The following is a 21,650-nucleotide window of genomic DNA, read 5'->3' as shown; positions in this document are numbered from 1 at the left end:
GTTGCGTGGACCCGCGATCAAACGGGGCCACGCACATGGATCAGCATCTTCTGCACGGGTGTCGCCGGGCGGCTCAGCGGACCCCGAAACCTGCGTCCTCGATTGCTTGGTAGATGTCTGCCGACGAAACGAAATCGCCATGTTCGATCGTTGCTTCGCCGGTTTCGAACAGGATTTCCAGATAACCGATGCCTGGAAGATCCTGGATGGCGTTGGTGACCAGGCGCAGGCATTGCTCGTCCTGCATGCCGCTGATGATCAGAGTGGTCGTTTGCATGGAAAATGCCCCGCTTGAGTATCCGATGAGCGGTCGTGCGATGTTTGCCGACCAGACCGTAAGGCCCGATGATACTGGAGGCGATATGGGGGAGCGGAAAAAGATGTCCATGTTGTGGGAGGCCGGGAAACACCGGCTCGTACAGAGAGCGTTTATCCTGAAAGCCTGGAGCCAGGCGCGGATGCCGGCATGAGAATCGGCACTGTACGCAAACCGATTCGAACACCCCTTCTCCCGATCCCACGAACTACCGATGACCTTTCCTGATTATTCTTTTGGCGACATGCTCGAAAGAAAGCTTCGCTTGCTCCCTGCCGATGCTTTGACGGCAGGCGCGATCGCACATGGCGATCTGCTCGAATGTGCCCCTGCCTTGCCGCTGTGCGAAGCGGCACGCCTGATGAGTGAACGCCGCGTCAGTTCGATTGTCGTCGTGGAAGAAGGGCAAATCCTCGGTATCTGGACAGAGCGGGACGCTCTGGCGATCAACTTTACCGATCCGGCGGCCTTCTTGCGGCCGATTTCCGACGTCATGAGTGCCCCGGTACGTACCGTACCGGCGGCCATGAGCCTGCACGAACTGACCCAGCGCTTCCGCGAAGAGCAGATGCGCCACTATCTGGTGGTGGATGAAGAAAGCGGGCGGCGCTGCGGCATCGTGTCCTTGTCCGATGTAGTGCTCAACCAGGGGGTCGAGCACTATCTCAAGCTGCGCAAGGTCGACTCGCTGATCAAAGGCGGCCTGCGAGTGCTGCCTGCGGACACCTCCATGACCGAGGCCACCCGCCTGATGCACGAAGCTGCACTCGATGCGGTGGTGGTGGATTTTGGTGCCGGCCTCGCTGCCAAAGGGCAAGGGCGCTACGGGATCGTGACCGAACGTGATGTCATGCGGCTGGTGGCAAGGAAGGAGCTGGGTCTTGCGATCGGCGAACTGGCAAGCCGTCCGCTGCTGACGGTCGATGAGCACTACAGCCTGTACCGCGCCCGGGCAATGATGACCGAGCGCTGCATCCGCCACATCGGCGTGCTGCACAGCGATGGCTCACTGGCCGATGTGATCAGCTTCCGCGACATCCTGGGCAGCATGGAACTTGCCTATGTCGACGAACTGCATCAGGCATTGCATGAATCGGACCGCGCCCTGAGCCATTCCCGGCGCAACCTGTATCTGGCAGAACAGGTCATCGAAAGCTCGCTCGAAGGCATCATGGTCACCGATGCCCAGGGCCTGATCATCTCGGTCAACCCCGCATTCAGCCGACTCACCGGCTATGCTGCCGAAGAAGTCATCGGCCGCTGCCCCACGCTATTGTCTTCCGGCAGGCAGAGCCCGGCTTTCTATGCCCGCATGTGGGTATGCCTGCAGACAGAAGGCAAGTGGCAGGGAGAAATCTGGAACAGGCGCAAATCGGGCGAGATCTACCCGGAGCTGCTCCACATCACGGCGATCAAGGACGAAAAGGGGCAGGTGACCCACTATGCGGCCGTGTTCACCGACATCAGCCTGCTGAAGGAAACCGAGGCCCGCATCCGCGACCTTGCCTACTACGATCCATTGACCGGCTTGCCGAACCGGCGCTTGCTTGAAGACCGTCTGCAGGTCGAACTGTCGCATGCGGCGCGGATGTGCAGCCGGCTCGCAGTGATGTTCGTCGACCTCGATCGTTTCAAGCGCATCAACGACAGCCTGGGGCATGAAATCGGTGATCGCGTATTGGTGGAAGTTGCCAGTCGCATCCGTCTCTGTCTCAGGGATGACGACACGGTCGCGCGCATGGGCGGGGACGAATTCATCGTCGTCCTCGGCAATCTCGCCCAGCCCGATGCCGCCGCGGCGACGGCGCGCCGCATCGTTGCGGCCTTGCGCAGGCCGATTGCCATCGATGGCCGCGAGCTGGTGGTGACGACCAGCATCGGCATCAGCATCTATCCGGACGATTCAGCCGATTCGGCGACGCTGATCAAGAATGCCGACATCGCCATGTACCGGGCAAAGGAAGAGGGGCGCAACAGTTTCCAGCTCTACCAGCCGGCGATGAACGCCCGCAGCCTGGAACATCTGGCGCTCGAGACGGCACTGCACGGCGCGTTGCAGCGCGACCAGCTGCTGCTGCACTTTCAGCCGCTGGTGCGGGCGGATACTGGCGAACCGGTTGCGGTCGAGGCCTTGCTGCGCTGGCAGCACCCCGAACTGGGCCTGGTGTCGCCGGCGGATTTCATCTCCCTGGCCGAGGAAACGGGCCTGATCGTGCCGATCGGCGAATGGGTGCTGCGCCACGCCTGTCTCTGCCACGGCAGGTGGCGTGAGGACGAGCGGGCGCCGTTGCGCATGATGGTGAATATCTCGGCACGACAGTTCCGCCAGGAAGGCTTCGTCGAGATGGTCGGGCGCGTACTGCACGAGACGGAAATGGAGCCCTCGCTGCTGACGCTCGAACTGACCGAAAGCATGCTGATGGACGACACCGAAGCGTCGGTGCTGCGGATGCAGAAGCTGCGCGAACTCGGGGTCAGTCTGGCTCTGGATGATTTTGGCACCGGCTATTCGTCGCTGGCCTACCTGAAGGATTTCCCGATCGACGAACTGAAGATCGACCGCCTTTTCGTTCGCGGCATCGACCGCAATATGCGCGACGCTGCGCTGGCGTCGGCGATCATTTCTCTCGGCCACAGCCTGGGCTTGCGGGTGGTGGCCGAGGGCGTCGAAACCCGCGCCCATCTCGACGTGCTGCAGCGGCATGGCTGCGATCTGGCCCAGGGCTTCCATTTCAGCAAGCCCTTGCCGTGGCAAACCTTCGTGGCGATGTACGGTAAGGCTTCTGCTCAGGCCGTGCCAGGGTCGAGCGCCTGCCAGGCCGCACGCACGGCTTCTGCGCCGTAGGCCCGTTCCAGCCGGCGCACGGTGAAATGACCGCGGCTGACGTCCTGGAAGTGGTTCATGAACATCAGGTTGATGCCGGCGCCGGCCGCCGCGCCGATGCCGGGCACCAGCATGCCGGCGGCTTTCTGTGTCAGCTGTACCTTGTAGCGCGCGGCGACCATCGTGATCAGCCGTACCAGTGCCGGTGCGCCCTCGCTGGTCAGGCCTTTTTCCGCCAGATGACGCGCCGCTTCGCCCACCGTGGTTGCCAGCGCCGCGCGCACGGCGTAGTAGCCGGATTCCGTCGCATCGTCGCTGCGGCTGGTGCCGCCCAAGGCAAAGACTTCCAGTGCCGCCAGCCGTGCCTGGGCGCTGCCGATGTCCTCGCCTTCGGCACGGGCGATGTCGAGGATGGCGCGCATGATCAGCACCGTCGACACCGGAATCTCCACCGCCAGCCCCGCCAAGCCGAAAGCTCCGCCCGCCCCGCCGCTGATCGAGCCGAGCAGCTTGTGCAGCCGGGGCGAGGCATCGCGCGCTTCGGGTTTCAGCGTCCTGGCGGCGGTTTCCAGCGCTTTCAGCAAGGCATCGTGCGCAAGCGCGCCGACGCGGCCGCGCCAGCTTGCCGGCAGGCGCGCAATGCCCTTTTCCAGCGGACTGCCGACCAGGTTGCTCAATCGGGCGGCGAGGCTGGGCTGGTCGAGCAGCACGCGGGCGCGGGCCAGTTCGTCGAGGTCGGCAGGAGAAAGCAGAAGTGTGCTCATGCGGCGCAAGGCTATGGACGTGTTCCTGCTGCGTCAGACGCCGTGTGCCAGCGGGCGTTCCGCGCCGGATGGCTTAGGACGGCCTGCCGGCTTCCAGCGACTGCAGGATCGCCGCGCCCAGCACCGCCGCCGATTGCGCCCCCGACGCTGCCAGCTTGCGGTTGAAGATGAAGAAGGGCACGCCCTCGACGCCCTGCCTGCGCACGCCTTCGGCCATGCGCCTGACCTTGTCGATGTCCTCGCGGCCGTCGAGCCATTCGCGCACCGTATCACGCCGCTCGCCGTTGGCGGCGGCGATGTCGGCCAGCGTGTCCTTGTCGCCGATGTCGCGGCCTTCCTGGAAATGGGCGGCGAACAGCGCGCCGGCCAGCGCCTGGATGCGCGCTGGCGTCTGGCCGACGGCTTGGGAACGGTACATCAGGCGGTGCGCTTGCAGCGTGTCGGGACGGGTACGGATGTGTTCGAAGGCGTAAGTCAGGCCATCCTCGGCGGCCGCCTCACTCACCTTGGCGAGCACGGCGTCGGCCTTGAGCGGGCCGCCGAACTTCGCTTCGAGGAATTCGCGATAAGGCTCGCCGGCTTCCGGCGTGTCGGGATTCAGGAAGAAGGGCAGCCAGTTGATGCGGATGTCGAGGTCGGGCCGGCTGGCTTTCACTTCTTCGATTGCGCGGTCGAGCCGTACCTTGCCGAGAAAGCACCAGGGGCAGACGAAGTCGGAAACGAGGTCGATGTTCAGGATCATGGCAGTGGGGGCTGGAGCGACGGGAATGGGTGAGGATCAAGCGATGGGGCCGGCAGTGCCGGATCAGAGAAAACGCGCGATGAAACAGGGCCGGGCCGGATCGGCGCCGGCGGGCAGCGGCAGCCACACGCGCCGGCCGCTGCCGGGGATGCGTTCCACGGTGCTGCCATCGGCCGTCAGGATGCGATCGAGCTTCAACTCATGGTTGCCGCCCGGCTGCACGAACTCCAGCCGGTCGCCTACACCGAAGCCGTTCTTGACTTCGACTTCGGCCAGGCCGCGCGCCGCATCGTAGCCGACCATTTCAGCGACCAGCAGGCTGCGGCCGGATTCGGAGTGGCCGCGCAGGTAGTTCTGATGCTCGGGCGTATGGTGGCGCTGGTAGAAGCCGTCGGTGTAGCCCCGGCTGGCGAGGCCCTCGAGTTCGCCGAGCAGGCGGAGGTCGAAGGGGCGGCCGGCGACCGCATCGTCGATCGCGCGGCGATAGCCCTGGCTGGCGCGGGCGACGTAGTAGGGGCTCTTGGTGCGGCCTTCGATCTTCAGCGAATCGACGCCGATCTCCACCAGCCGCTGCACGTGCTCGATCGCGCGCAGGTCCCTGGAGTTCAGGATGTAGGTGCCGTGCTCGTCCTCCTCGATCGGCATCAACTCGCCGGGGCGGGTGCCTTCCTCCAGCAGCCAGACCTTGCTGCCGCCGATGTGGCGCGGCCCGCCGCCGAGTGCCAGGCCTTGCGCGGTGTCGAGCCGGCTGCGGGTGGCGGTGCCGACGGCGCCCGAGTCCTTCGGGTTGCCGATCGGCGTGTCGCCGCAGGCCTGCACGTCGCCGGCGGCGTTCTCGTCGGCGGCGTGCAGCTTGTAGTCCCAGCGGCAGGAGTTGGTGCAGCTGCCCTGGTTGGGGTCGCGGTGGTTGAAGTAGCCCGACAGCAGGCAGCGGCCCGAATAGGCGATGCACAGCGCGCCATGGACGAAGACTTCCAGCTCCATGTCCGGACAGGCGTCGCGGATCTCGGCGACTTCGTCGAGCGACAGCTCGCGCGACAGGATGATGCGCTTGATGCCGATCGACTGCCAGAAGCGTACCGAGGCGTGGTTGGTGGTGTTGGCCTGCACCGACAGGTGGATGTCCGTCTCGGGCCAGCGTTCGCGCACCATCATCATCAGCCCGGGATCGGCCATGATCAGCGCGTCGGGCTTCAGTTCCATCACCGGCGCCATGTCTTCCTCGAAGCTGCGGATCTTGGCGTTGTGCGGGTAGATGTTGGCGACGAGGTAGAACAGCTTGCCTGCCGCGCGTGCCTCGGCCATGCCTGCGGCCAGGGCGTCGAGCTGGCCGAAGCTGTTGTTGCGCACGCGCAGCGAATAGCGCGGCTGGCCGGCATAGACGGCGTCGGCGCCATAGGCAAAGGCGGTGCGCATCATGTCGAGCGTGCCGGCAGGGGCGAGCAGTTCCGGGCGGCGGGGAGTGTGAAGCATGTATTTGAATTTTATGAAGGTTCGGTGAGGGCGGGATTGTAAGCCCTAATGCCCGGCAGCGCCGGCGCCGGCCGTGCCGTGGCCGGTGAAAGACCTCGGGCAAATGGCGCCAGGCAAATGACGTCAGGCGGTATCGGCCGGCGTCTGCACGATCCAGTCGGCCAGCCCTCGTGCGGCTGCCAGGCCGGTGGCGGAGCAGGCGGTCAGCAGGTAGCCGCCGGTGGGCGCTTCCCAGTCCAGCATCTCGCCGGCGACGAACACGCCCGGCCGCGCGCGCAGCATCAGCCTGTCGTCCACTGCCTCGAAGCGGACGCCGCCGGCGCTGCTGATGGCCTCGTCGAGCGGCCGCGCTGCGGTCAGCGTCAAGGGCAGCGACTTGATGCCGGCCGCGAGCCGGGCAGGGCTGTCGAATGCGTCCTGCGGCAGGCATTCGCGCAACAGCGCGGCCTTGATGCCCTTGATGCCGGCCTGGCCCTGCAGGTGGCTGGCCATCGAGCGGCTGCCGCGGGGGCGGGCGAGCTCGGCGGCCAGGCGCTGCTGGCTGCGGCCGGGGGCCAGATCGAGTTCCAGCGTGGCCTGACCTCGTGCCGAGATCGTGTCGCGCAAGGCAGTGGACAGTGCGTAGATCAGCCCGCCTTCGATGCCGGTCGCCGAGACCAGGCACTCACCGGCGCGTTCATGGCACTGGCCGTCGGTTGCGGCAAGGCGGCCGACCACGTTCTTGAGCGGCTGGCCCTTGAAACGGGTGAGGAAATGCGTGCTCCAGCCGGCCGCGACGTCGAAGCCGCAGTTCGCCGGCTGCAGCTCCGCGACTTCGACGCCGAGTGCGCGCAGGCAGGGGACCCAGGCCCCGTCCGAGCCGAACTTAGCCCAACTGCCGCCGCCCAGCGCGAGCAGCACGGCGTCGGCTTCGACACGTCGCTCGCCGTCCGGGGTGGAAAAGCGCAGCAACTGGCGAGTGCCGGCGGGCTCGTCGGCCCAGCCCAGCCAGCGGTGCCGGACTTCGAAGCGCACGCCGGCGCTGCGCAGCCGTGCCAGCCAGGCGCGCAGCAGCGGCGCGGCTTTCATTTCCTGCGGAAACACGCGGCCCGAACTGCCGACGAAGGTCTCCACGCCCAGGCCGTGCGCCCAATCGCGCAAGGCCTGCGGCCCGAAGGCGCGGATCATCGGTTCGAGCACGCCGTGCCTGGCGCCATAACGCGACAGGAAGCTGTCGAGCGCCTCGCCGTGGGTCAGATTGAGACCGCCTCGCCCGGCGAGCAGGAACTTGCGGCCGACCGAGGGCATCGTGTCGAAGACCGTGACCGCCATGCCGGCGGCCGCAAGCGCTTCCGCTGCCATCAGCCCGGCCGGCCCGCCGCCGATGACGGCGGCCTGGCGGGGCAAGTGCGGACGGATGGCGGTCACGGAACGTGTCGCCATGGACGGGGCGCGGCCGCGTGGGACGATGCCGCGGCGTGCTTCACGCCGGAAAGCGGCGGCGGAAGCCGTCCGGTACGGGGGCCTTGCTGCGCTTGCCGTAGTCGAAGAAGACGATGCCGGTCTTGCCATGTGCGATCTCGCGCCCGCTGTCCTCGTCCGTCATGCGCCATGCGAGGTCGCAGCCGAAATCGTGGAAGTCGTGCGCGGCCATCTCGATCACCATGGTTTCGCCGTGGAAGGCTTCCGAGCGGTAGCGTGCGGCGACGTCGGCGACGATGATGCCCAGCCCTTCGACGTCCAGCTCGGTATAGCCCATCGACTTCAGGAAGCGGACCCTGGCTTCGGACACCAGGCCGAGCAACTGGGCATTGTCGAGATGCCGGCCATGGTTGATGTGGGTGATCAGCAGCGGGATCCGGGTGCGGAAAGGAAAGGCGTCGGGCAGTTCGATGCGGATGCGGGCCATGAGCGGAGCGGTTCCGGAGGCGGGATGTGAACGGGAGACGGCCCGGGCGTTGCCGTCCGGGCCGTGCGTTTGCGTGCGGCCTCGGGCGGCCGCCGCCATGTCAGGCCTGCGGCGGAATGCGCAGCACCTGGCCCGGATAGATCTTGTCCGGGTGCGACAGCATCGGCTTGTTGGCCTCGAAGATCACCGGATACTTGTTGGCGTTGCCGTAGAACTTCTTGGCGATCGCCGACAGCGTGTCGCCGCGCACCACGGTGTGGAACTGCGCTTCCGGCTCGCTGCGGGCGACGCTCATGCGGTCTTCGACCTTGGACACGCCGGCGACGTTGCCCGCGGCGAGCAGAATCTTCTCGCGCGTCGCCTGATCGGGCGCGGTACCCGACACGGTGACGACCGAAGCCGCGCCGTCGAACTCGATCGCCAGATCGGTCGGCGCCAGCTGCAGGGAGCTGATGTAGTTGTGGATCGCGGATGCGGCCTTGGCATTGGCGGCAGCCGCATCCGGCGCTGCTTCGGCTGCCTTGGCCTCACCGCTGCCGAAGAGCTTTTCGCCGGCTTCCTTGATGAAATCGAACAATCCCATGTGACTTCCTCCTGGTTGGCTGTGACGCGAGGCGTTCAGCATAGACGATTCCTTTGCCGCCGGTCCATGCCGAAACCGCCCGACGCGCACACGCGGTCCGTCCCGAGCGTCGATGCAGTCCGTTGCGGAGAGTGCGATGGCGTTCAGGTAGAATCGCGCGGTTGATTCCGTCTTTTCATTTTCTTGCCAGGAGAGTGCAGCACATGTTCGATCAGGAAGACAGCGACCTGGGCGTCGTCATGGGCGTGGTGTTCGGCATCATCGCGCTGGTCATCGCCTTCGTCATCGGCCTCGGTGTGTACCAGCAGCGGTCGGTGCAGGCGGCTGCGCCGCTTGCGGTGGCCGAGGGGGGCTTCGTCGACGTGGCCGAAGTCGGCGAGCCGCTGGTGAAGATCTATTTCGATCTGGGCCAGATCGCGCTGCCGGCGACCGCACCCGAGCAGATCGCCACCGTGCTTGCCGCGCTGGAAGCCGCACCTGAAGCGAACGTGCTGCTGTCGGGCTACCATGATGAGACCGGCGGTGCGGCGGTCAATGCCGAAGTGGCCAGGCAGCGTGCGCTGTCGGTACGTGATGCGCTGGTCGCGGCAGGCGTCCCCGAAGCCCGCGTGCTGATGCGCCGTCCGGCGGTGACCTTGGGGGGCAGCGATGCTGCCGAAGCGCGCCGGGTCGAGGCGCGCGTGCAGTAAGCGGCAAAGTCGAAATTTGCTGCAAGAAGGCCGGGCGCTTGCCCGGCTTTCTGCTTTCTGCTGCGGGACCAGCCCGAACCGCGGATGCCCATCACCGTGCAAGGATTTGCCTGCCCTGATCTGGTGCGCACGCACCGATGCTGTGCGATTGCGGCGTTTCTCGCCTGATTTTCTCGCTTTTGCGTAAAAAATGCACCATTTTGGCGAATCTTGATGCACAATATTGGGGAATCCACGCGACTGCCTCGGGTAAAACCGAGGCAGTCGCGTGCGCGTGTCCATCCACTAACAGGCGAAGCGTCATCATGAAATATCAGTCTCTCGAGGAGTTCCTGGCATACGTTGAGCAGCGTAACCCCGGCCAACCTGAATATCTGCAGGCGGTCAGTGAAGTCATGGAGAGCCTCTGGCCCTTCATTTCCGCCAACAAACGCTATGCCGAGCATTCTCTCCTCGACCGTCTGATCGAACCCGAGCGCGTCATCATGTTCCGTGTGTCCTGGGTGGATGACAAGGGCGACGTCCAGGTCAATCGTGGCTACCGCATCCAGCACAGCTCGGCGATCGGCCCCTACAAGGGCGGCCTGCGCTTCCATCCCTCGGTGAACCTGTCGATCCTGAAGTTCCTCGCTTTCGAGCAGACCTTCAAGAATGCGCTGACCACGCTGCCGATGGGCGGTGGCAAGGGCGGCTCCGACTTCGATCCGAAGGGCCGTAGCCCGGGCGAGGTCATGCGTTTCTGCCAGGCATTCATGAGCGAGCTGTATCGCCACGTCGGGCCCGACACCGACGTGCCGGCCGGCGACATCGGCGTCGGCGGCCGCGAAGTCGGCTTCATGGCCGGCATGATGAAGAAGCTGTCGAACAACGCCGCCTGCGTGTTCACCGGCAAGGGCCTGACCTTCGGCGGCTCGCTGATCCGTCCCGAATCGACCGGCTACGGCACCGTCTATTTCGCCAACGCGATGCTCGAACACGCCGGCCGCGACATCAAGGGCATGCGCGTGGCGGTGTCCGGTTCGGGCAACGTCGCCCAGTACGCGATCGAGAAGCTGCTCGAACTCGGCGCCAAGCCGATCACCTGCTCGGATTCGAGCGGCACCGTGATCGACGAGGAAGGCTTCACTGCCGAGAAGCTCGCGGTGCTGATGGAAGTCAAGAATCACCTCTACGGCCGCGTGTCCGACTATGCCGGGCGGGTCGGCGCCCGCTTCGAACCCAAGGTGCGCCCGTGGCACGTGCCGGTCGAGGTTGCGCTGCCCTGCGCCACCCAGAACGAGCTCGATGCCAACGACGCTGCCACGCTGGTCAGGAACGGCGTGGTCGCGGTCGCCGAAGGCGCCAACATGCCGAGCACCGCCGAAGCCGTGAAGATCTTCGAGAGCAACGGCGTGCTGTACGCGCCGGGCAAGGCGTCGAACGCCGGCGGCGTGGCGACGTCCGGCCTGGAAATGAGCCAGAACGCGATGCGCATCTCGTGGACCCGCGAGGAAGTCGACGCCCGCCTGAAGGAGATCATGCTCGGCATCCACGCCGCCTGCCTCAAGTACGGCAAGCGCGAGGACGGCAGCGTCAGCTATGCCGACGGCGCCAATGTCGCTGGCTTCGTCAAGGTGGCCGAGGCGATGCAGGCCCAGGGCGTGATCTGATCGCCTGAGCCGCACGGGGCCTGCCGCGCCCCATACGCCAGCAAACCCGCTCGCCGTGCCCGGTGCCGGCCAGCGGGTTTTTCCGTTCACCGGCCCGTTCGGGCCGATCGGTTAAACTGCCGCCGATTTCAGGCTTTCAGGAGTGTCATCCATGGTTCAGGCCAGCATCGTCCCGGTCACCCCCTTCCAGCAGAATTGCAGCATCCTGTGGTGCGAGCGCACGAAGAAGGCGGCCGTCGTGGACCCCGGCGGCGACATCGAGCGCATCCTCGCCGCGGTGCAGGAACTTGGCGTGACGGTCGACAAGATCCTGATCACCCATGGCCACATCGACCATGCCGGCGGCGCGGCGAAGCTGGCGCGCGAACTCGGGGTGCCGATCGAGGGCCCGCAGGAGGAAGATCGCTTCTGGATCGAAGGCATGGCGCAGCAGAGCAGGATGTTCGGCTTTCCGGACGTCGAGACTTTCGAGCCCGACCGCTGGCTGCACGACGGCGACACCGTCAGCGTCGGCGACGAGCGCTTCGACGTCATCCACACGCCCGGCCATACGCCCGGCCACGTCGTGTTCGTACACCCGGGCGCGCGCCTGGCCGTCGTCGGCGACGTGCTGTTCGCCGGCTCCATCGGCCGCACCGATTTCCCGCGCGGCGACCACCAGACCCTGATCCGCTCGATCCGCGACAAGCTGTTCCCGCTGGGCGACGACATCACCTTCATCCCGGGCCACGGCCCCACCTCGACTTTCGGCGAGGAGCGCGAGAGCAATCCCTTCGTCGGCGCCTACGGCTGATGTGCGGCCGGCAAGGGGCGGCCGGCCGCTTCGGGTAACCGGACGCTTGTCCGCCCTGCCGATCCAGCGCAGTATTCCGCGATCCGGCGCTCCAGGCAGAGAGCAGATAACCACGGCAGAGGTATCAGATGAGCAAGCAGGAAAACAACAAGAGTCACCAGTGGCGTTTCTTCCGCTCGGGCGGATTCGACCAAGTCCTGATCGAGAACGTGGATGACCTGCGCCACCTCGGCGAACTCGATCAGAAGCTGTGGTCGGTTCTTGCCTGCCCGACGTCCGGCCTGGAATTCGACACACGTACGCTGCAACTGCTCGACAGCGACGGCGACGGCAGCATCCGCGCGCCGGAGGTGATCGCTGCGGCGGACTGGCTCTGCGCCGTGCTCAAGACACCGGAGGTGCTGTTCCATGCCGGCGACGGCCTGCTGCTGGAAGCGATCGCCGGCGAACACTCCGAGGGCGCCAGGCTGCTGGCGACTGCCCGGAAAGTGCTCGCCTACATGGGCAAGCCGGAGGCCGATTCGATCGAGGTGGCCGATTTCGCCGAACCCTCGCGCCTCTTTGCGCCCGGGCACGCCAACGGCGACGGCATCGTGCCCGCCGAATTCGCCGCGAACGCAGCCCAGGCCGCCCTGATCGGCCTGATCATCGAGCATTTCGGTGCCGCCGAGGACCGCAGCGGCCAGCCCGGCGTCGATCTGGACAAGGTGTCGGCCTTCTTTGCTGCGGTGCAGGACGCCGTCGCCTGGCACGACCAGGCCGCAGCCAGCCCGGATACCGTGCTGCCGCTGGGCGAGGGAACGGCCGATGCCGCCGCGGTGTTCGATGCGGTGCGCGCAAAGATCGAGGATTTCTTCACCCGTTGCCGCCTCGCCGCTTTCGACGGCCGTGCCGCCGATGCGCTGAACCCCGCCGACGAGGCCTATGCCGAACTGAGCCCGCAGGCGCTGGCCACCGACGCCGAAGGCGTGGCCGCGCTGCCGCTGGCCCAGGTCCGTGCCGACCGCGCGCTGCCGCTGGCAGACGGGCTCAACCCCGCCTGGCAGGCGCGCATCGTGGCGCTGCGCGATACGGTCGTGAAACCTATCCTGGGCGAGCGCAGCGAACTGTCACATGCCGAATGGCAGGACATCGCCGCCCGCTTCGATGCCTACCGTGCCTGGCTCGCCGCCCGGCCGGCGACACCGGTCGCGGCGCTGGACGCCGGGCAACTGCGCGAGCTGCTCGCCGGCACGGCGCAAGCCGAGCTGGCGGCGCTGATCGAGCGCGACCTGGCAGCCGAAACCGCCGCCGCCCAGGTCGATGCGCTCGAACGCCTGGTGCGCTACAAGCGCGACTTCGTCACCCTGCTGCGCAACTTCGTCACCCTCAGCGATTTCTACGGCGCTGGCGACAAGGCCATCTTCCAGGCCGGTACGCTGTATCTGGACCAGCGCAGTTGCGAGCTTTGCCTGCGCGTGCCGGACATGGCGCGCCACGCCGCACTCGCCCCCCTTTCGGGCACCTACCTCGTCTATTGCGAATGCGTGCGCCAGGGCGAGGCGCCGATGAACATCGTCGCGGCGATGACCGGCGGCGATGCCGACGAAATGATGGTGCCCGGCCGCAATGGCGTGTTCTACGACCGCCTGGGACGCGACTGGCATGCCAGCGTGGTGCAGGTGGTCGAGGCGCCGATCAGCGTGCGCCAGGCCTTCTGGTCGCCCTACAAGCGCATCGCCCGCATGATCGGCGACCAGATCCAGAAATTCGCCGCATCGCGCGACAAGGCGGTCGAGGACAAGGCCGCCGCGCGCGTCGCCGATGCCGGCGCGAAGGCCGAGGCGCCGGCGCCCGCTGCCGCGCCGGCCTTCGACATCGCCAAGTTCGCCGGCATCTTCGCCGCCATCGGCCTCGCGCTGGGCGCGCTGGGCACCGCGCTGGCGGCGGTGGTCACCGGTTTCCTGTCGCTGCCGGCCTGGCAGATGCCGCTCGTCGTCGTCGGCATCGTGCTGCTGATTTCCGGGCCGTCGATGCTGCTGGCCTGGCTCAAGCTGCGCCAGCGCAACCTCGGCCCGCTGCTCGACGCCAACGGCTGGGCGGTCAACACCCGCGCGCGCATCAACATCCCGTTCGGCGGCGCCCTGACCGGTGTGGCGAAGCTGCCGGCCGGCGCTTCCCGCACGATGGCCGACCCCTACGCGGAAAAGGAAACGCCGTGGGGCACTTGGCTGTTCCTGCTCGCCGTGGTGATCACGGCGCTGGTGCTGTGGCGCCAGGGCGTGTACGACAGCTTCTTCACCCAGCCCGAAGCCGAGGCGCCGGTGGCGGAGGAAAGCGCGGCGGCGCCTGCCGGGGAAGCGCCCGCAGCACCGCCGGCCGAGGGCGAGTGAAGAACGGGGCCTGGCGGGGCGCTTCGGTGCCCCGCGTCAAACCCGCGCGCGGAACACCGGCAGGCGCCAGCGGAAGCGTATCGCACACAGCCGCAGCAGCAGCGTGGTCATGCCGCCCGCCAGTGCAGCCCAGCCGGGGCTGAGGCCATGGGCCATCAAGCCCAGCAGCAACAGCGCGCCCAGCCACGAAGCGGTCGCGTACAGCTCGCCGTTGAACACCAGCGGCACTTCGTTGCACAGCACGTCGCGCACGATGCCGCCGAACACCCCGGTGATCACGCCCATCAGGCTCGCCACCAGCCATGGCGCGCCCATCGCCAGCGCGGCCTGGGTGCCGGACACGGTGAATAGCGCCAGTCCGATCGCATCGGGCAGCAGGAACAGCCGCGCCGGCAGCCGCACGCGGCGCACCAGCAGGAAAGTCGCCAGTCCGGCGATCATCGCCGCGATCAGGTAGCTCTGGTCGGCGATCCAGAACACCGTGCGGTCCAGCAGTACGTCGCGCAGCGAGCCGCCGCCGAGCGAGGCCGCCAGTGCCACGACGACGATGCCGAACATGTCGAAAGGCTTGCGCCCGGCGTCGAGCACGCCGGCAGCCGCCTGGGCGGCGACGCCGGCGATGCCGATGCCGTAGAGGATGGATTCGATGCCTTGCATGCGGCGAGAGCATAGCATCGGCCGCAGCGCGGAGCAGTGGCGCGTCTGCCACGGCATGAAGGCTCGCCGCAGGCGCATCGGGCGAATTTCAAACGATCGTTTGAATTCGGCTCCCGCGATGCTACAGTCGGTTCTTCCATCCTCGCACGGCTTGCGAGAACACGCACAGGAGAACTGCAGATGAGCCTTCCCGCCAGCCTTCACGGCCGTTTCAGCGTGCCGGTGATCGCCGCGCCGATGTTCCTGGTGTCCGGCCCCGAACTGGTCATCGAGACCTGCAAGGCCGGCGTCGCCGGCACCTTCCCGGCGCTGAACGCACGCCCCGCGGCGCAGCTCGACGAATGGCTCACCCGCATCGATACCGAACTGGCCGCCTTCCGCGCCGCCAATCCCGCCGCGCCCTGCGCGCCGCACGGCGTCAATCTGATCCTGCATGCGTCGAACGCGCGCTTGAAGGAAGATCTCGCCACCCTGGTGCGCCATCGCGTGCCGATCGTCATCACCAGCCTGGGCAATCCCGCCGAAGTGGCCGACGTGGTGCACGGCTACGGCGGCCTGGTGCTGTCGGACGTGGTGCATGCCTATCATGCGCGCAAGGCGATCGCGGCCGGTGTGGACGGCATCATCGCGGTGGCGGGCGGCGCCGGCGGCCATGCCGGCGTCCAGAGCACGATCAGCCTGGTGCGCGAGATCCGCGAATTCTGGGACGGCCTGCTGGTGGCCGCCGGGTCGATCTCGGACGGCGCGGCGATCCGTGCGGTCGAGGTGCTGGGTGCCGACCTGGCCTACATGGGCACGCGCTTCATCGCCACGCGCGAATCCATGGCGCAGCCGGAATACAAGCAGATGGTGGTCGAATCCACGCCGGCCGACATCGTCTACACCGACGCCATTTCCGGTGCCAACGCCAACTTCATGTGGCCCAGCCTGGAGCGCGCCGGCTACCGCCGCGAGGAACTGGCCGCAGGCTTCGGCAAGGGCAAGCTGCACGACCTGTCCGAAGAGGCCAAGGCCTGGCGCGACGTCTGGAGCGCGGGCCATGGCGTCGCCACCATCGACGACGTGCCCGCGGTGGCCGAACTGGTGGCACGGCTCGCCGCCGAATATCGCGCCGCCTGCGCCTTGCCGCCGAGTGCCGCGCTGGCGCCTGCCTGAATTTCGCCTCCGCGGCAGACGCAGTTTCCATCGGCATCGTGTGCCCCGCGGCAAGGCGTCTGCCTGCCGGTGCCGGCGTACCAGGCGGATCGGCTATGCTCTGCCCCCATGCTCGCGTTTCTACAGGTCCTGTCCAGCGGAATCGCCATCGGCTGTGTATATGGCCTGGTGGCGCTGTCCTTCGTGCTGATCTTCAAGGCGACGCAGACGGTCAGCTTCATGCAGGGCGACCTGCTGATGCTGGGCGGCTTCGCCGGACTGGCGCTGCACTTGGCGGCCGGCTGGCCATTGATGCTGTCGGCGCTCGCGGCGGTGCTTGCGCTTGCCTTGCTCGGTGCCGGGCTGGAACGTGCCGTGCTGCGCCGGACCATCGGTCAGCCGCACCTCGTCGCGGTGCTGCTGACCTTCGGCCTCGGCATGATGATGCGCGGCGGCGTGGCCTCGGTGCCGGCGGCCGCGCAGGACATGTACCGCCTGCCGTTCGCCGCCGACACGCTCGAACTCGGCCCGCTGGTGCTGGCTGCCAGCCATCTCTGGGTGATCGGTGCCACCATGGTGCTGGCGCTGCTGCTCGCCGCCTTCTTCCGCCACACCCGTGCCGGGATCGCGCTGCGCGCCTGCGCCGAGGATGCGCGCAGCGCAGCGCTGATGGGCGTGCCGGTGGCGCGCATGCACACGCTGGCCTGGGCGCTGGGCGCCGGTCTGGCGGCAGTGGCCGGGCTGCTGCTGGCGCCGATCACCTTCGTGCATCTGAACATGGGCTTCATCGCGCTGAAGGCATTCCCTGCCGCCGTGCTGGGCGGCCTCACCAGCCTGCCGGGCGCGCTGGCCGGCGGCGTGTTCCTCGGCGTGGCCGAGGCGCTGGCGGGCCTGGCGCTGCCCGAAGGCGCCAAGGACGTCGTGCCCTACGTGCTGCTGATGGCGGCACTGCTGCTGTTCCCGACCGGCCTCGCCGGCGGGCGTGGCGGCGGAGACGGGCGATGAGGCGGGCGGCAGTCCTGCGCCCCTTGCTGGCCTGGACGCTGCTGCTGGCGCTTGCGGTGGCCTCGCTGGGCGCCGATTTCGCTTTCGGCCAGGCGACGCTGGTGGTGACCTACGCGATCGCCGGCCTCGGCGTCGTCATCATCGTCGGCCAGGCGGGGCAGATCGTGCTCGGCCAGGGCGCCTTCGTCGCGCTCGGCGCCTACGCCCAGGCGCTGCTGGTGCAGGCGGGCGTGGCGCCGCTGCCGGCCTTGCCGATTGCCGCCGCGGCCGGCGCGCTGGGCGGCGCGCTGGCGAGCCTGCCGGCCGGGCGGCTCGGCGGCCTGTACTTCGGCATGAGCACGCTGGCTTTCGCATTGATCGTCGAGGAGCTGCTGGTGCGTTGGGAGTCGCTGACGCATGGCGCAGCCGGCCTGGTCGTGCCGGCTTTCGGCCTTGCCGGCTGGACCGCCGGCACGCCGGCGGCGCAGGCCGCGATCAGTCTTGCCGTGCTGCTGGCGGTGCTGGCCGTGTGCGCGCGCCTGCTGGCCTCGCGCCTCGGCCGCGCCTGGCGCGCGGTGCGCGAGGACGAAGCCGCCGCTGCCGCCTGCGGCATCGCCCCGGCTGCGGCCAAGCTGCGGGCCTTCGCCGTCGGCGGTGCGCTGTCGGGGCTGGCGGGCGGCCTGTATGCGCACTGGATCGGCTTCATCAGCCCCGAGCAGTTCGGCCTGGTGTTTTCCTTCGAGCTGCTGATGCTGGCGTTCATCGGCGGCACCCGCCGCCTGGCGGGGGCGGCATGGGGCGCGCTGGTGGTGGTGGCGATGCCGCAGTTGATCGCGGTGCTGCGCGATGCCCTGCCTGGCGATTGGGCGCGCTCCGCCGGGCTGGAGCTGATGCTGTTCGGCGCCGTGGTGGTCGGCGTGGTGCTGCTGCGGCCGCAGGGGCTGGCAGACGGCAGCGGGCGCTGAAGCCGTGCCTCTTGTCCGGGGAAATGGATCGTCGGAGAATCCGCGCCTCGGGGCAGGCTCCGCCTGTGCCGCGCCACTCAGGAAACATGCCGTGATGAAAGCTCTCCGCCGTCTCGCCCTTGCCCTGTCCGCCGTGCTGGCGGGCGCATCCGCCCATGCCGCCGACGTGGCCGGCGTCAGCGCGCGCGAGATCGTCGTCGGCCATGTTTCCGACCTGTCGGGGCCGATCGCGATGCTCGGCACGCCGGTGCGCGATGGCATGCTGATGCGCTTCGACGAGGCCAATGCCGCCGGCGGCGTGCATGGCCGCATGCTGCGGCTGGTGGTGGAGGATGCCGGCTACGATCCCAAGCGCGGCGTGCTGGCGGCGCGCAAGCTGGTGCAGCGCGACAAGGCTTTCGCCTTCATCGCCACCATGGGCACGCCGGTGGTGATGGCGACGATGCCGGTGGTGCTCGACGCCGGCCGCCTGCACCTGTTCCCGTTCTCGCCGCACAAGGCCACCTACGAGCCGCTGCACCCGCTCAAGTTCCAGAATTTCGCTCCCTACCAGGACTACATGGAAGCGGCGACGCGGCACATGGTCGAGCGCGGCGACTACCGCCGCAGCTGCCTGCTGTACCAGGACGACGACTACGGCCAGGAAGTGATGCGCGGCGTCGAGGCCGGGCTGGGCAAGCTCGGGCGGCCGCTGGTCGAGCGCACCGGCTACAAGCGCGGCGCCACCGACCTGTCGAGCCAGATCGCGCGCCTGCGCGCGGCCGACTGCGACCTGGTCGTGCTGGCGACGGTGGTGCGCGAGACGGTCGCGGCGATGGCCGAGGCGCGCCGCATCGGCTGGCAGGTCGACATGCTGGTGACGGCCTCGGGCTATTCGGCCCAGACCCACGAACTGGGCGGCGACACGGTCGAAGGCCTGTACGGCGTCAGCGTGCTGCCGCACCCCTATGCCGAAGGCGCCAATCCCCGGCTCGCCGGCTGGATCGAACGCTACCGCGCCCGCTTCGGCGTCGCGCCCAACGTCTGGAGCGTGATGGGCTACACGCTGGCCGACATGTTCGTGCGCACCGCCGAGGCCACCGGGCGCGACTTGACGCCCGCGGCGTTCGCGCGCACCCTCGAACGCATCGAATTCGCCGGCGACGATTTCGGCAGTCCGGCCTACCGCTTCAGCGCCGACGATCATCTCGGCAACCGCCATGGCCGTCTGGCGCAGATCCGCAACGGGCGCTGGGAGCTGATCACGGACTACCTGCGCTGATTCGCGTCCGGCCCGGTCGGGCCCGACCGGGTCAGGCGCCTGGCCCGGTCGAGCCGGCAGCAGCCCGCATTCACCCAGGAGCGCCGATGGCCCCCTCTGCTTCCCCTGCCACCAGTCCCCGCACCATCACCGTCGCCTTCACCGGCGCGTCCGGCCTGCCTTACGGCCTGCGCCTGGTCGAATGCCTGCTGCGGGCGGGCCAGCGGGTCTGGCTGCTGTATTCGCAGGTGGCGCAGATCGTCGCCCGCCAGGAAATGGACTGGAACCTGCCGGCGCGGCCGGCCGAGGTCGAGGCCGAGCTGGCTGCCCGCTTCGGCGCCGCGCCCGGCCAGTTGCGCGTGTTCGGCCGCGAGGAATGGTTCGCGCCGCCGGCCTCCGGCTCCAATCCGCCGGACGCGATGGTGGTCTGCCCCTGCACGATGGCGACGCTGGCGGCGATCGCCGGCGGCCTGAGCCAGAACCTGATCGAGCGCGCTGCCGACGTCGTCATCAAGGAAGCGCGCAAGCTGGTGCTGGTGCCGCGCGAAACGCCGTATTCGGCGATCCATCTCGAGAACATGCTCAAGCTCGCGCGGCTGGGCGTGTGCATCCTGCCGCCGAATCCCGGCTTCTACCACCATCCGCAAAGCGTGCAGGATCTGGTGGACTTCGTCGTCGCGCGCATCCTGGACCAGCTGGGCGTGGAGCACCGCTTGATGGCGCGCTGGGGCGAGGCGGCGGCACGCGCGGGCGAGGCCTGCGGATGAGCATCCAGGCCGAAACCCAGCGGCTGCCGCTGTTTCCGCTCAAGACCGTGCTGTTTCCCGAAGGGATGCTGCCGCTGCGGGTGTTCGAGCCGCGCTACATGGACATGGTGACGCGCTGCATGCGCGAAGGCACGGCTTTCGGCGTCTGCCTGATCGCCGCCGGCGAAGAAGTCGGCGAAGCCGCGGTGCCATATCCGGTCGGCACCGAAGCGCACATCGAGCGCTGGGACATGGAGCAGGCCGGCCTGCTCGCGCTGCTGGTGCGCGGCGGGCGGCGTTTCCGCGTGCTCGATCATGAAGTCGAGCGCGATGGCCTGCTCGTTGCCGAAGTGGGCTGGCTGCCCGAGCCGCCGCCGCAAGCCGTGCCTGCCGCCCAGCAGGAGCTGCTGCCGCTGCTGCAGAGCATCGTCGCCGAGCTCGGCGAGCGCCTGCCGCCGCCGCACCGCTTCGACGATGCAGCCTGGGTCGGCGCACGCTATGCCGAACTGCTGCCGATCCCGCTGCTGGCCAGGCAGCGCCTGCTCGAACTGGACGATGCGATCAGCCGGCTGGAGATCGTGCAGCGCTTCCTGAAGGAGCGCGGCCTGCTGCCGGGAATGGCCTGAGCACGACCGTCGCCGGGCCAGCCTGCGGGCCGGCGACGGGGCGCTCAGCCCGTGAATAGGTCGGGCGCCGCCAGCGCGTCGAGAATCCTGCGCACCGGTGCCGGCAAGGCGGCCTCGTCCAGCGCCGACAGTGGCACCCAGGCCAGCGCGTCGCCGTCCCGGGCACGGGGTCGCGTGTCGGTACGGAGCCGCAGCAGCACCGGCTGCATCTCCAGCACGAAATGGGTGAAAGTGTGGGTCAGGGCGCCGAGCGCCCGGGCCTCGACGGCGTCGAAGCCGAAATGCGAGCGTGCCCATGCGCTGGTACCGGCAAGTTCCGCAGGAACCTCGGCGGGAATCTCCGGCAGGCTCAACAGCCCGCCCCAGATGCCCGCCGGCGGGCGGCGCTCCAGCATGACCGCCTCCCGGTGCAGGACCACCGCGTAGCGGGCGCTGCGTCGCGGCACGGTTTTCTTCGGCCGCGGCGTCGGCAGTTCGCCGACCCGGTTGCCGCGCCGCGCGATGCAGTCGCCGGCGAACGGGCAGCGCTCGCAAGCCGGCTTGCCGCGGGTGCAGAGCGTGGCGCCCAGATCCATCTGGGCCTGGATGTAGCGGCCGACCTCGCGCGCCGGCAACAGCGATTCGGCCAGCGCCCACAACCGGTTCTCCACCGCCTTGTCGCCCGGAAAGCCTTCGACGCCGAAGATGCGGCACAGCACGCGCTTGACGTTGCCGTCGAGGATCGCCGCGCGCTCGCCATAGGCGAAGGCGGCGATCGCCGCTGCGGTCGAGCGGCCGATGCCCGGCAGTCCGGCGATTTCCGCCGCGCTGCGTGGAAACTCGCCGCCGTGCCCGGCCACGATGGCCTGTGCGGCACGGTGCAGGTTGCGCGCGCGGGCGTAGTAGCCCAGCCCGCTCCACAGCGCCATGACTTCTTCCACCGGTGCCGCCGCCAGGCTGGCGACGTCGGGAAAGCGCGCCAGGAAGCGCGTGTAATAGGGAATCACGGTATCGACCTGGGTCTGCTGCAGCATGATTTCGGACAACCAGATCCGGTAGGGATCATGCCCGCCCTGCCAGGGCAGGTCGTGCCGGCCGTGCTTGCGCTGCCAACTGATCAGGCGCTCGGCAAAATCGTTCATGTCACGGTTTTTCCTGTGTTTCTTGTCATGCGTCATGGCATCTGCCCTCGACGCGCCGATCGCATGCGGCCATAATCCGCGGCT

Annotated in this window: 20 protein-coding genes; 11 read left to right on the top strand and 9 right to left on the bottom strand. The window is 68.1% G+C overall.

Annotated elements, in window-relative coordinates; genetic code table 11:
* Positions 1-73: 73 nt before the first annotated feature.
* A complete protein-coding gene (locus TBU01S_RS06690; protein WP_068635854.1) occupies positions 74-277 on the bottom strand; it encodes a heavy-metal-associated domain-containing protein in 204 nt (67 codons plus the stop codon).
* Positions 278-560: 283 nt separating this feature from the next.
* On the opposite strand from TBU01S_RS06690, the gene TBU01S_RS06685 reads away from it, so the two are divergent.
* The gene (locus TBU01S_RS06685) at positions 561-3,161 is read left to right on the top strand and encodes an EAL domain-containing protein (RefSeq protein ID WP_083953501.1); all 2,601 of its coding nucleotides are present in this window, start codon (positions 561-563) and stop codon (positions 3,159-3,161) included.
* Here TBU01S_RS06685 and TBU01S_RS06680 read toward each other — a convergent pair.
* The 6 genes from TBU01S_RS06680 to lysM form a co-directional block, all read right to left on the bottom strand.
* The gene (locus TBU01S_RS06680) at positions 3,104-3,904 is read right to left on the bottom strand and encodes an EcsC family protein (RefSeq protein ID WP_068635853.1); all 801 of its coding nucleotides are present in this window, start codon (positions 3,902-3,904) and stop codon (positions 3,104-3,106) included. The genes TBU01S_RS06685 and TBU01S_RS06680 overlap by 58 nt on opposite strands.
* Before the next feature lie 73 nt (positions 3,905-3,977).
* Entirely contained in the window at positions 3,978-4,646 is a 669-nt protein-coding gene (locus TBU01S_RS06675) for a DsbA family oxidoreductase (protein WP_068635852.1), read from the bottom strand.
* Between the two features lie 63 nt (positions 4,647-4,709).
* The gene (gene trhP, locus TBU01S_RS06670; protein WP_068635851.1) at positions 4,710-6,119 is read right to left on the bottom strand and encodes a prephenate-dependent tRNA uridine(34) hydroxylase TrhP; all 1,410 of its coding nucleotides are present in this window, start codon (positions 6,117-6,119) and stop codon (positions 4,710-4,712) included.
* Between the two features lie 123 nt (positions 6,120-6,242).
* Entirely contained in the window at positions 6,243-7,541 is a 1,299-nt protein-coding gene (locus TBU01S_RS06665) for a TIGR03862 family flavoprotein (protein ID WP_068635850.1), read from the bottom strand.
* A gap of 40 nt (positions 7,542-7,581) precedes the next feature.
* Positions 7,582-8,007: an acyl-CoA thioesterase gene (locus TBU01S_RS06660; protein ID WP_068635849.1), complete on the bottom strand. Its 426-nt coding sequence runs from the start codon at positions 8,005-8,007 to the stop codon at positions 7,582-7,584.
* Between the two features lie 100 nt (positions 8,008-8,107).
* Positions 8,108-8,590, bottom strand: a complete 483-nt coding sequence (gene lysM / locus TBU01S_RS06655; protein WP_068635848.1) for a peptidoglycan-binding protein LysM — start codon at positions 8,588-8,590, stop codon at positions 8,108-8,110.
* Positions 8,591-8,793: 203 nt separating this feature from the next.
* Between lysM and TBU01S_RS06650 the strand changes: the two genes are divergently transcribed.
* From TBU01S_RS06650 to TBU01S_RS06635, 4 genes are all read left to right on the top strand, one after another.
* Positions 8,794-9,279, top strand: a complete 486-nt coding sequence (locus tag TBU01S_RS06650) for an OmpA family protein (RefSeq protein WP_068635847.1) — start codon at positions 8,794-8,796, stop codon at positions 9,277-9,279.
* A 305-nt stretch (positions 9,280-9,584) separates the two neighbouring features.
* Positions 9,585-10,928 (top strand): NADP-specific glutamate dehydrogenase, encoded by a 1,344-nt coding sequence (gene gdhA, locus TBU01S_RS06645; RefSeq protein ID WP_068635846.1) that lies wholly within the window; start codon positions 9,585-9,587, stop codon positions 10,926-10,928.
* 151 nt (positions 10,929-11,079) lie between these two features.
* Positions 11,080-11,721 (top strand): MBL fold metallo-hydrolase, encoded by a 642-nt coding sequence (locus tag TBU01S_RS06640; RefSeq protein WP_068635845.1) that lies wholly within the window; start codon positions 11,080-11,082, stop codon positions 11,719-11,721.
* Positions 11,722-11,849: 128 nt separating this feature from the next.
* Entirely contained in the window at positions 11,850-14,093 is a 2,244-nt protein-coding gene (locus TBU01S_RS06635) for a hypothetical protein (protein WP_068635844.1), read from the top strand.
* Between the two features lie 36 nt (positions 14,094-14,129).
* Here TBU01S_RS06635 and TBU01S_RS06630 read toward each other — a convergent pair whose 3' ends face one another.
* Complete coding sequence (locus TBU01S_RS06630; protein WP_068635865.1) at positions 14,130-14,750, bottom strand: trimeric intracellular cation channel family protein; 621 nt, start codon at positions 14,748-14,750, stop codon at positions 14,130-14,132.
* 180 nt (positions 14,751-14,930) lie between these two features.
* Between TBU01S_RS06630 and TBU01S_RS06625 the strand changes: the two genes are divergently transcribed.
* From TBU01S_RS06625 to TBU01S_RS06600, 6 genes are all read left to right on the top strand, one after another.
* On the top strand, positions 14,931-15,905 hold the full coding sequence (locus TBU01S_RS06625) for an NAD(P)H-dependent flavin oxidoreductase (protein ID WP_068635843.1): 975 nt from the start codon (positions 14,931-14,933) through the stop codon (positions 15,903-15,905).
* Positions 15,906-16,013: 108 nt separating this feature from the next.
* Positions 16,014-16,889 carry a branched-chain amino acid ABC transporter permease gene (locus tag TBU01S_RS06620; RefSeq protein WP_068635842.1) on the top strand — a complete coding sequence of 292 codons (876 nt, stop codon included), beginning with the start codon at positions 16,014-16,016 and terminating at the stop codon, positions 16,887-16,889.
* Complete coding sequence (locus tag TBU01S_RS06615; RefSeq protein WP_068635841.1) at positions 16,886-17,833, top strand: branched-chain amino acid ABC transporter permease; 948 nt, start codon at positions 16,886-16,888, stop codon at positions 17,831-17,833. The genes TBU01S_RS06620 and TBU01S_RS06615 overlap by 4 nt, the downstream gene beginning before the upstream one ends.
* Positions 17,834-17,927: 94 nt before the next feature.
* On the top strand, positions 17,928-19,094 hold the full coding sequence (locus TBU01S_RS06610; protein WP_068635840.1) for an ABC transporter substrate-binding protein: 1,167 nt from the start codon (positions 17,928-17,930) through the stop codon (positions 19,092-19,094).
* A gap of 86 nt (positions 19,095-19,180) precedes the next feature.
* A complete protein-coding gene (locus TBU01S_RS06605; RefSeq protein WP_068635839.1) occupies positions 19,181-19,840 on the top strand; it encodes a flavin prenyltransferase UbiX in 660 nt (219 codons plus the stop codon).
* On the top strand, positions 19,837-20,445 hold the full coding sequence (locus TBU01S_RS06600) for an LON peptidase substrate-binding domain-containing protein (RefSeq protein ID WP_068635838.1): 609 nt from the start codon (positions 19,837-19,839) through the stop codon (positions 20,443-20,445). Before TBU01S_RS06605 ends, TBU01S_RS06600 begins: the two co-directional genes overlap by 4 nt.
* Before the next feature lie 44 nt (positions 20,446-20,489).
* Here the strand turns inward: TBU01S_RS06600 and mutY are convergent, their stop codons facing one another.
* Positions 20,490-21,566 carry an A/G-specific adenine glycosylase gene (gene mutY, locus TBU01S_RS06595; protein ID WP_068635837.1) on the bottom strand — a complete coding sequence of 359 codons (1,077 nt, stop codon included), beginning with the start codon at positions 21,564-21,566 and terminating at the stop codon, positions 20,490-20,492.
* Positions 21,567-21,650: the final 84 nt, after the last annotated feature.

Origin of the sequence: Thauera butanivorans NBRC 103042, from assembly GCF_001591165.1 — a bacterium.
Taxonomy (GTDB): domain Bacteria; phylum Pseudomonadota; class Gammaproteobacteria; order Burkholderiales; family Rhodocyclaceae; genus Thauera; species Thauera butanivorans.
Note: the sequence above shows the minus strand (reverse complement) of the source record. Positions and strands in the feature narration are given on the sequence as shown.

What these genes read in the sequence shown, in the direction of transcription:
- TBU01S_RS06690 (WP_068635854.1), bottom strand. Translation starts at nt 277, where the DNA reads ATGCAAACGACCACTCTGATCATCAGCGGCATGCAGGACGAGCAATGC.
- TBU01S_RS06685 (WP_083953501.1), top strand. Translation starts at nt 561, where the DNA reads ATGCTCGAAAGAAAGCTTCGCTTGCTCCCTGCCGATGCTTTGACGGCA.
- TBU01S_RS06680 (WP_068635853.1), bottom strand. Translation starts at nt 3,904, where the DNA reads ATGAGCACACTTCTGCTTTCTCCTGCCGACCTCGACGAACTGGCCCGC.
- TBU01S_RS06675 (WP_068635852.1), bottom strand. Translation starts at nt 4,646, where the DNA reads ATGATCCTGAACATCGACCTCGTTTCCGACTTCGTCTGCCCCTGGTGC.
- trhP (WP_068635851.1), bottom strand. Translation starts at nt 6,119, where the DNA reads ATGCTTCACACTCCCCGCCGCCCGGAACTGCTCGCCCCTGCCGGCACG.
- TBU01S_RS06665 (WP_068635850.1), bottom strand. Translation starts at nt 7,541, where the DNA reads ATGGCGACACGTTCCGTGACCGCCATCCGTCCGCACTTGCCCCGCCAG.
- TBU01S_RS06660 (WP_068635849.1), bottom strand. Translation starts at nt 8,007, where the DNA reads ATGGCCCGCATCCGCATCGAACTGCCCGACGCCTTTCCTTTCCGCACC.
- lysM (WP_068635848.1), bottom strand. Translation starts at nt 8,590, where the DNA reads ATGGGATTGTTCGATTTCATCAAGGAAGCCGGCGAAAAGCTCTTCGGC.
- TBU01S_RS06650 (WP_068635847.1), top strand. Translation starts at nt 8,794, where the DNA reads ATGTTCGATCAGGAAGACAGCGACCTGGGCGTCGTCATGGGCGTGGTG.
- gdhA (WP_068635846.1), top strand. Translation starts at nt 9,585, where the DNA reads ATGAAATATCAGTCTCTCGAGGAGTTCCTGGCATACGTTGAGCAGCGT.
- TBU01S_RS06640 (WP_068635845.1), top strand. Translation starts at nt 11,080, where the DNA reads ATGGTTCAGGCCAGCATCGTCCCGGTCACCCCCTTCCAGCAGAATTGC.
- TBU01S_RS06635 (WP_068635844.1), top strand. Translation starts at nt 11,850, where the DNA reads ATGAGCAAGCAGGAAAACAACAAGAGTCACCAGTGGCGTTTCTTCCGC.
- TBU01S_RS06630 (WP_068635865.1), bottom strand. Translation starts at nt 14,750, where the DNA reads ATGCAAGGCATCGAATCCATCCTCTACGGCATCGGCATCGCCGGCGTC.
- TBU01S_RS06625 (WP_068635843.1), top strand. Translation starts at nt 14,931, where the DNA reads ATGAGCCTTCCCGCCAGCCTTCACGGCCGTTTCAGCGTGCCGGTGATC.
- TBU01S_RS06620 (WP_068635842.1), top strand. Translation starts at nt 16,014, where the DNA reads ATGCTCGCGTTTCTACAGGTCCTGTCCAGCGGAATCGCCATCGGCTGT.
- TBU01S_RS06615 (WP_068635841.1), top strand. Translation starts at nt 16,886, where the DNA reads ATGAGGCGGGCGGCAGTCCTGCGCCCCTTGCTGGCCTGGACGCTGCTG.
- TBU01S_RS06610 (WP_068635840.1), top strand. Translation starts at nt 17,928, where the DNA reads ATGAAAGCTCTCCGCCGTCTCGCCCTTGCCCTGTCCGCCGTGCTGGCG.
- TBU01S_RS06605 (WP_068635839.1), top strand. Translation starts at nt 19,181, where the DNA reads ATGGCCCCCTCTGCTTCCCCTGCCACCAGTCCCCGCACCATCACCGTC.
- TBU01S_RS06600 (WP_068635838.1), top strand. Translation starts at nt 19,837, where the DNA reads ATGAGCATCCAGGCCGAAACCCAGCGGCTGCCGCTGTTTCCGCTCAAG.
- mutY (WP_068635837.1), bottom strand. Translation starts at nt 21,566, where the DNA reads ATGAACGATTTTGCCGAGCGCCTGATCAGTTGGCAGCGCAAGCACGGC.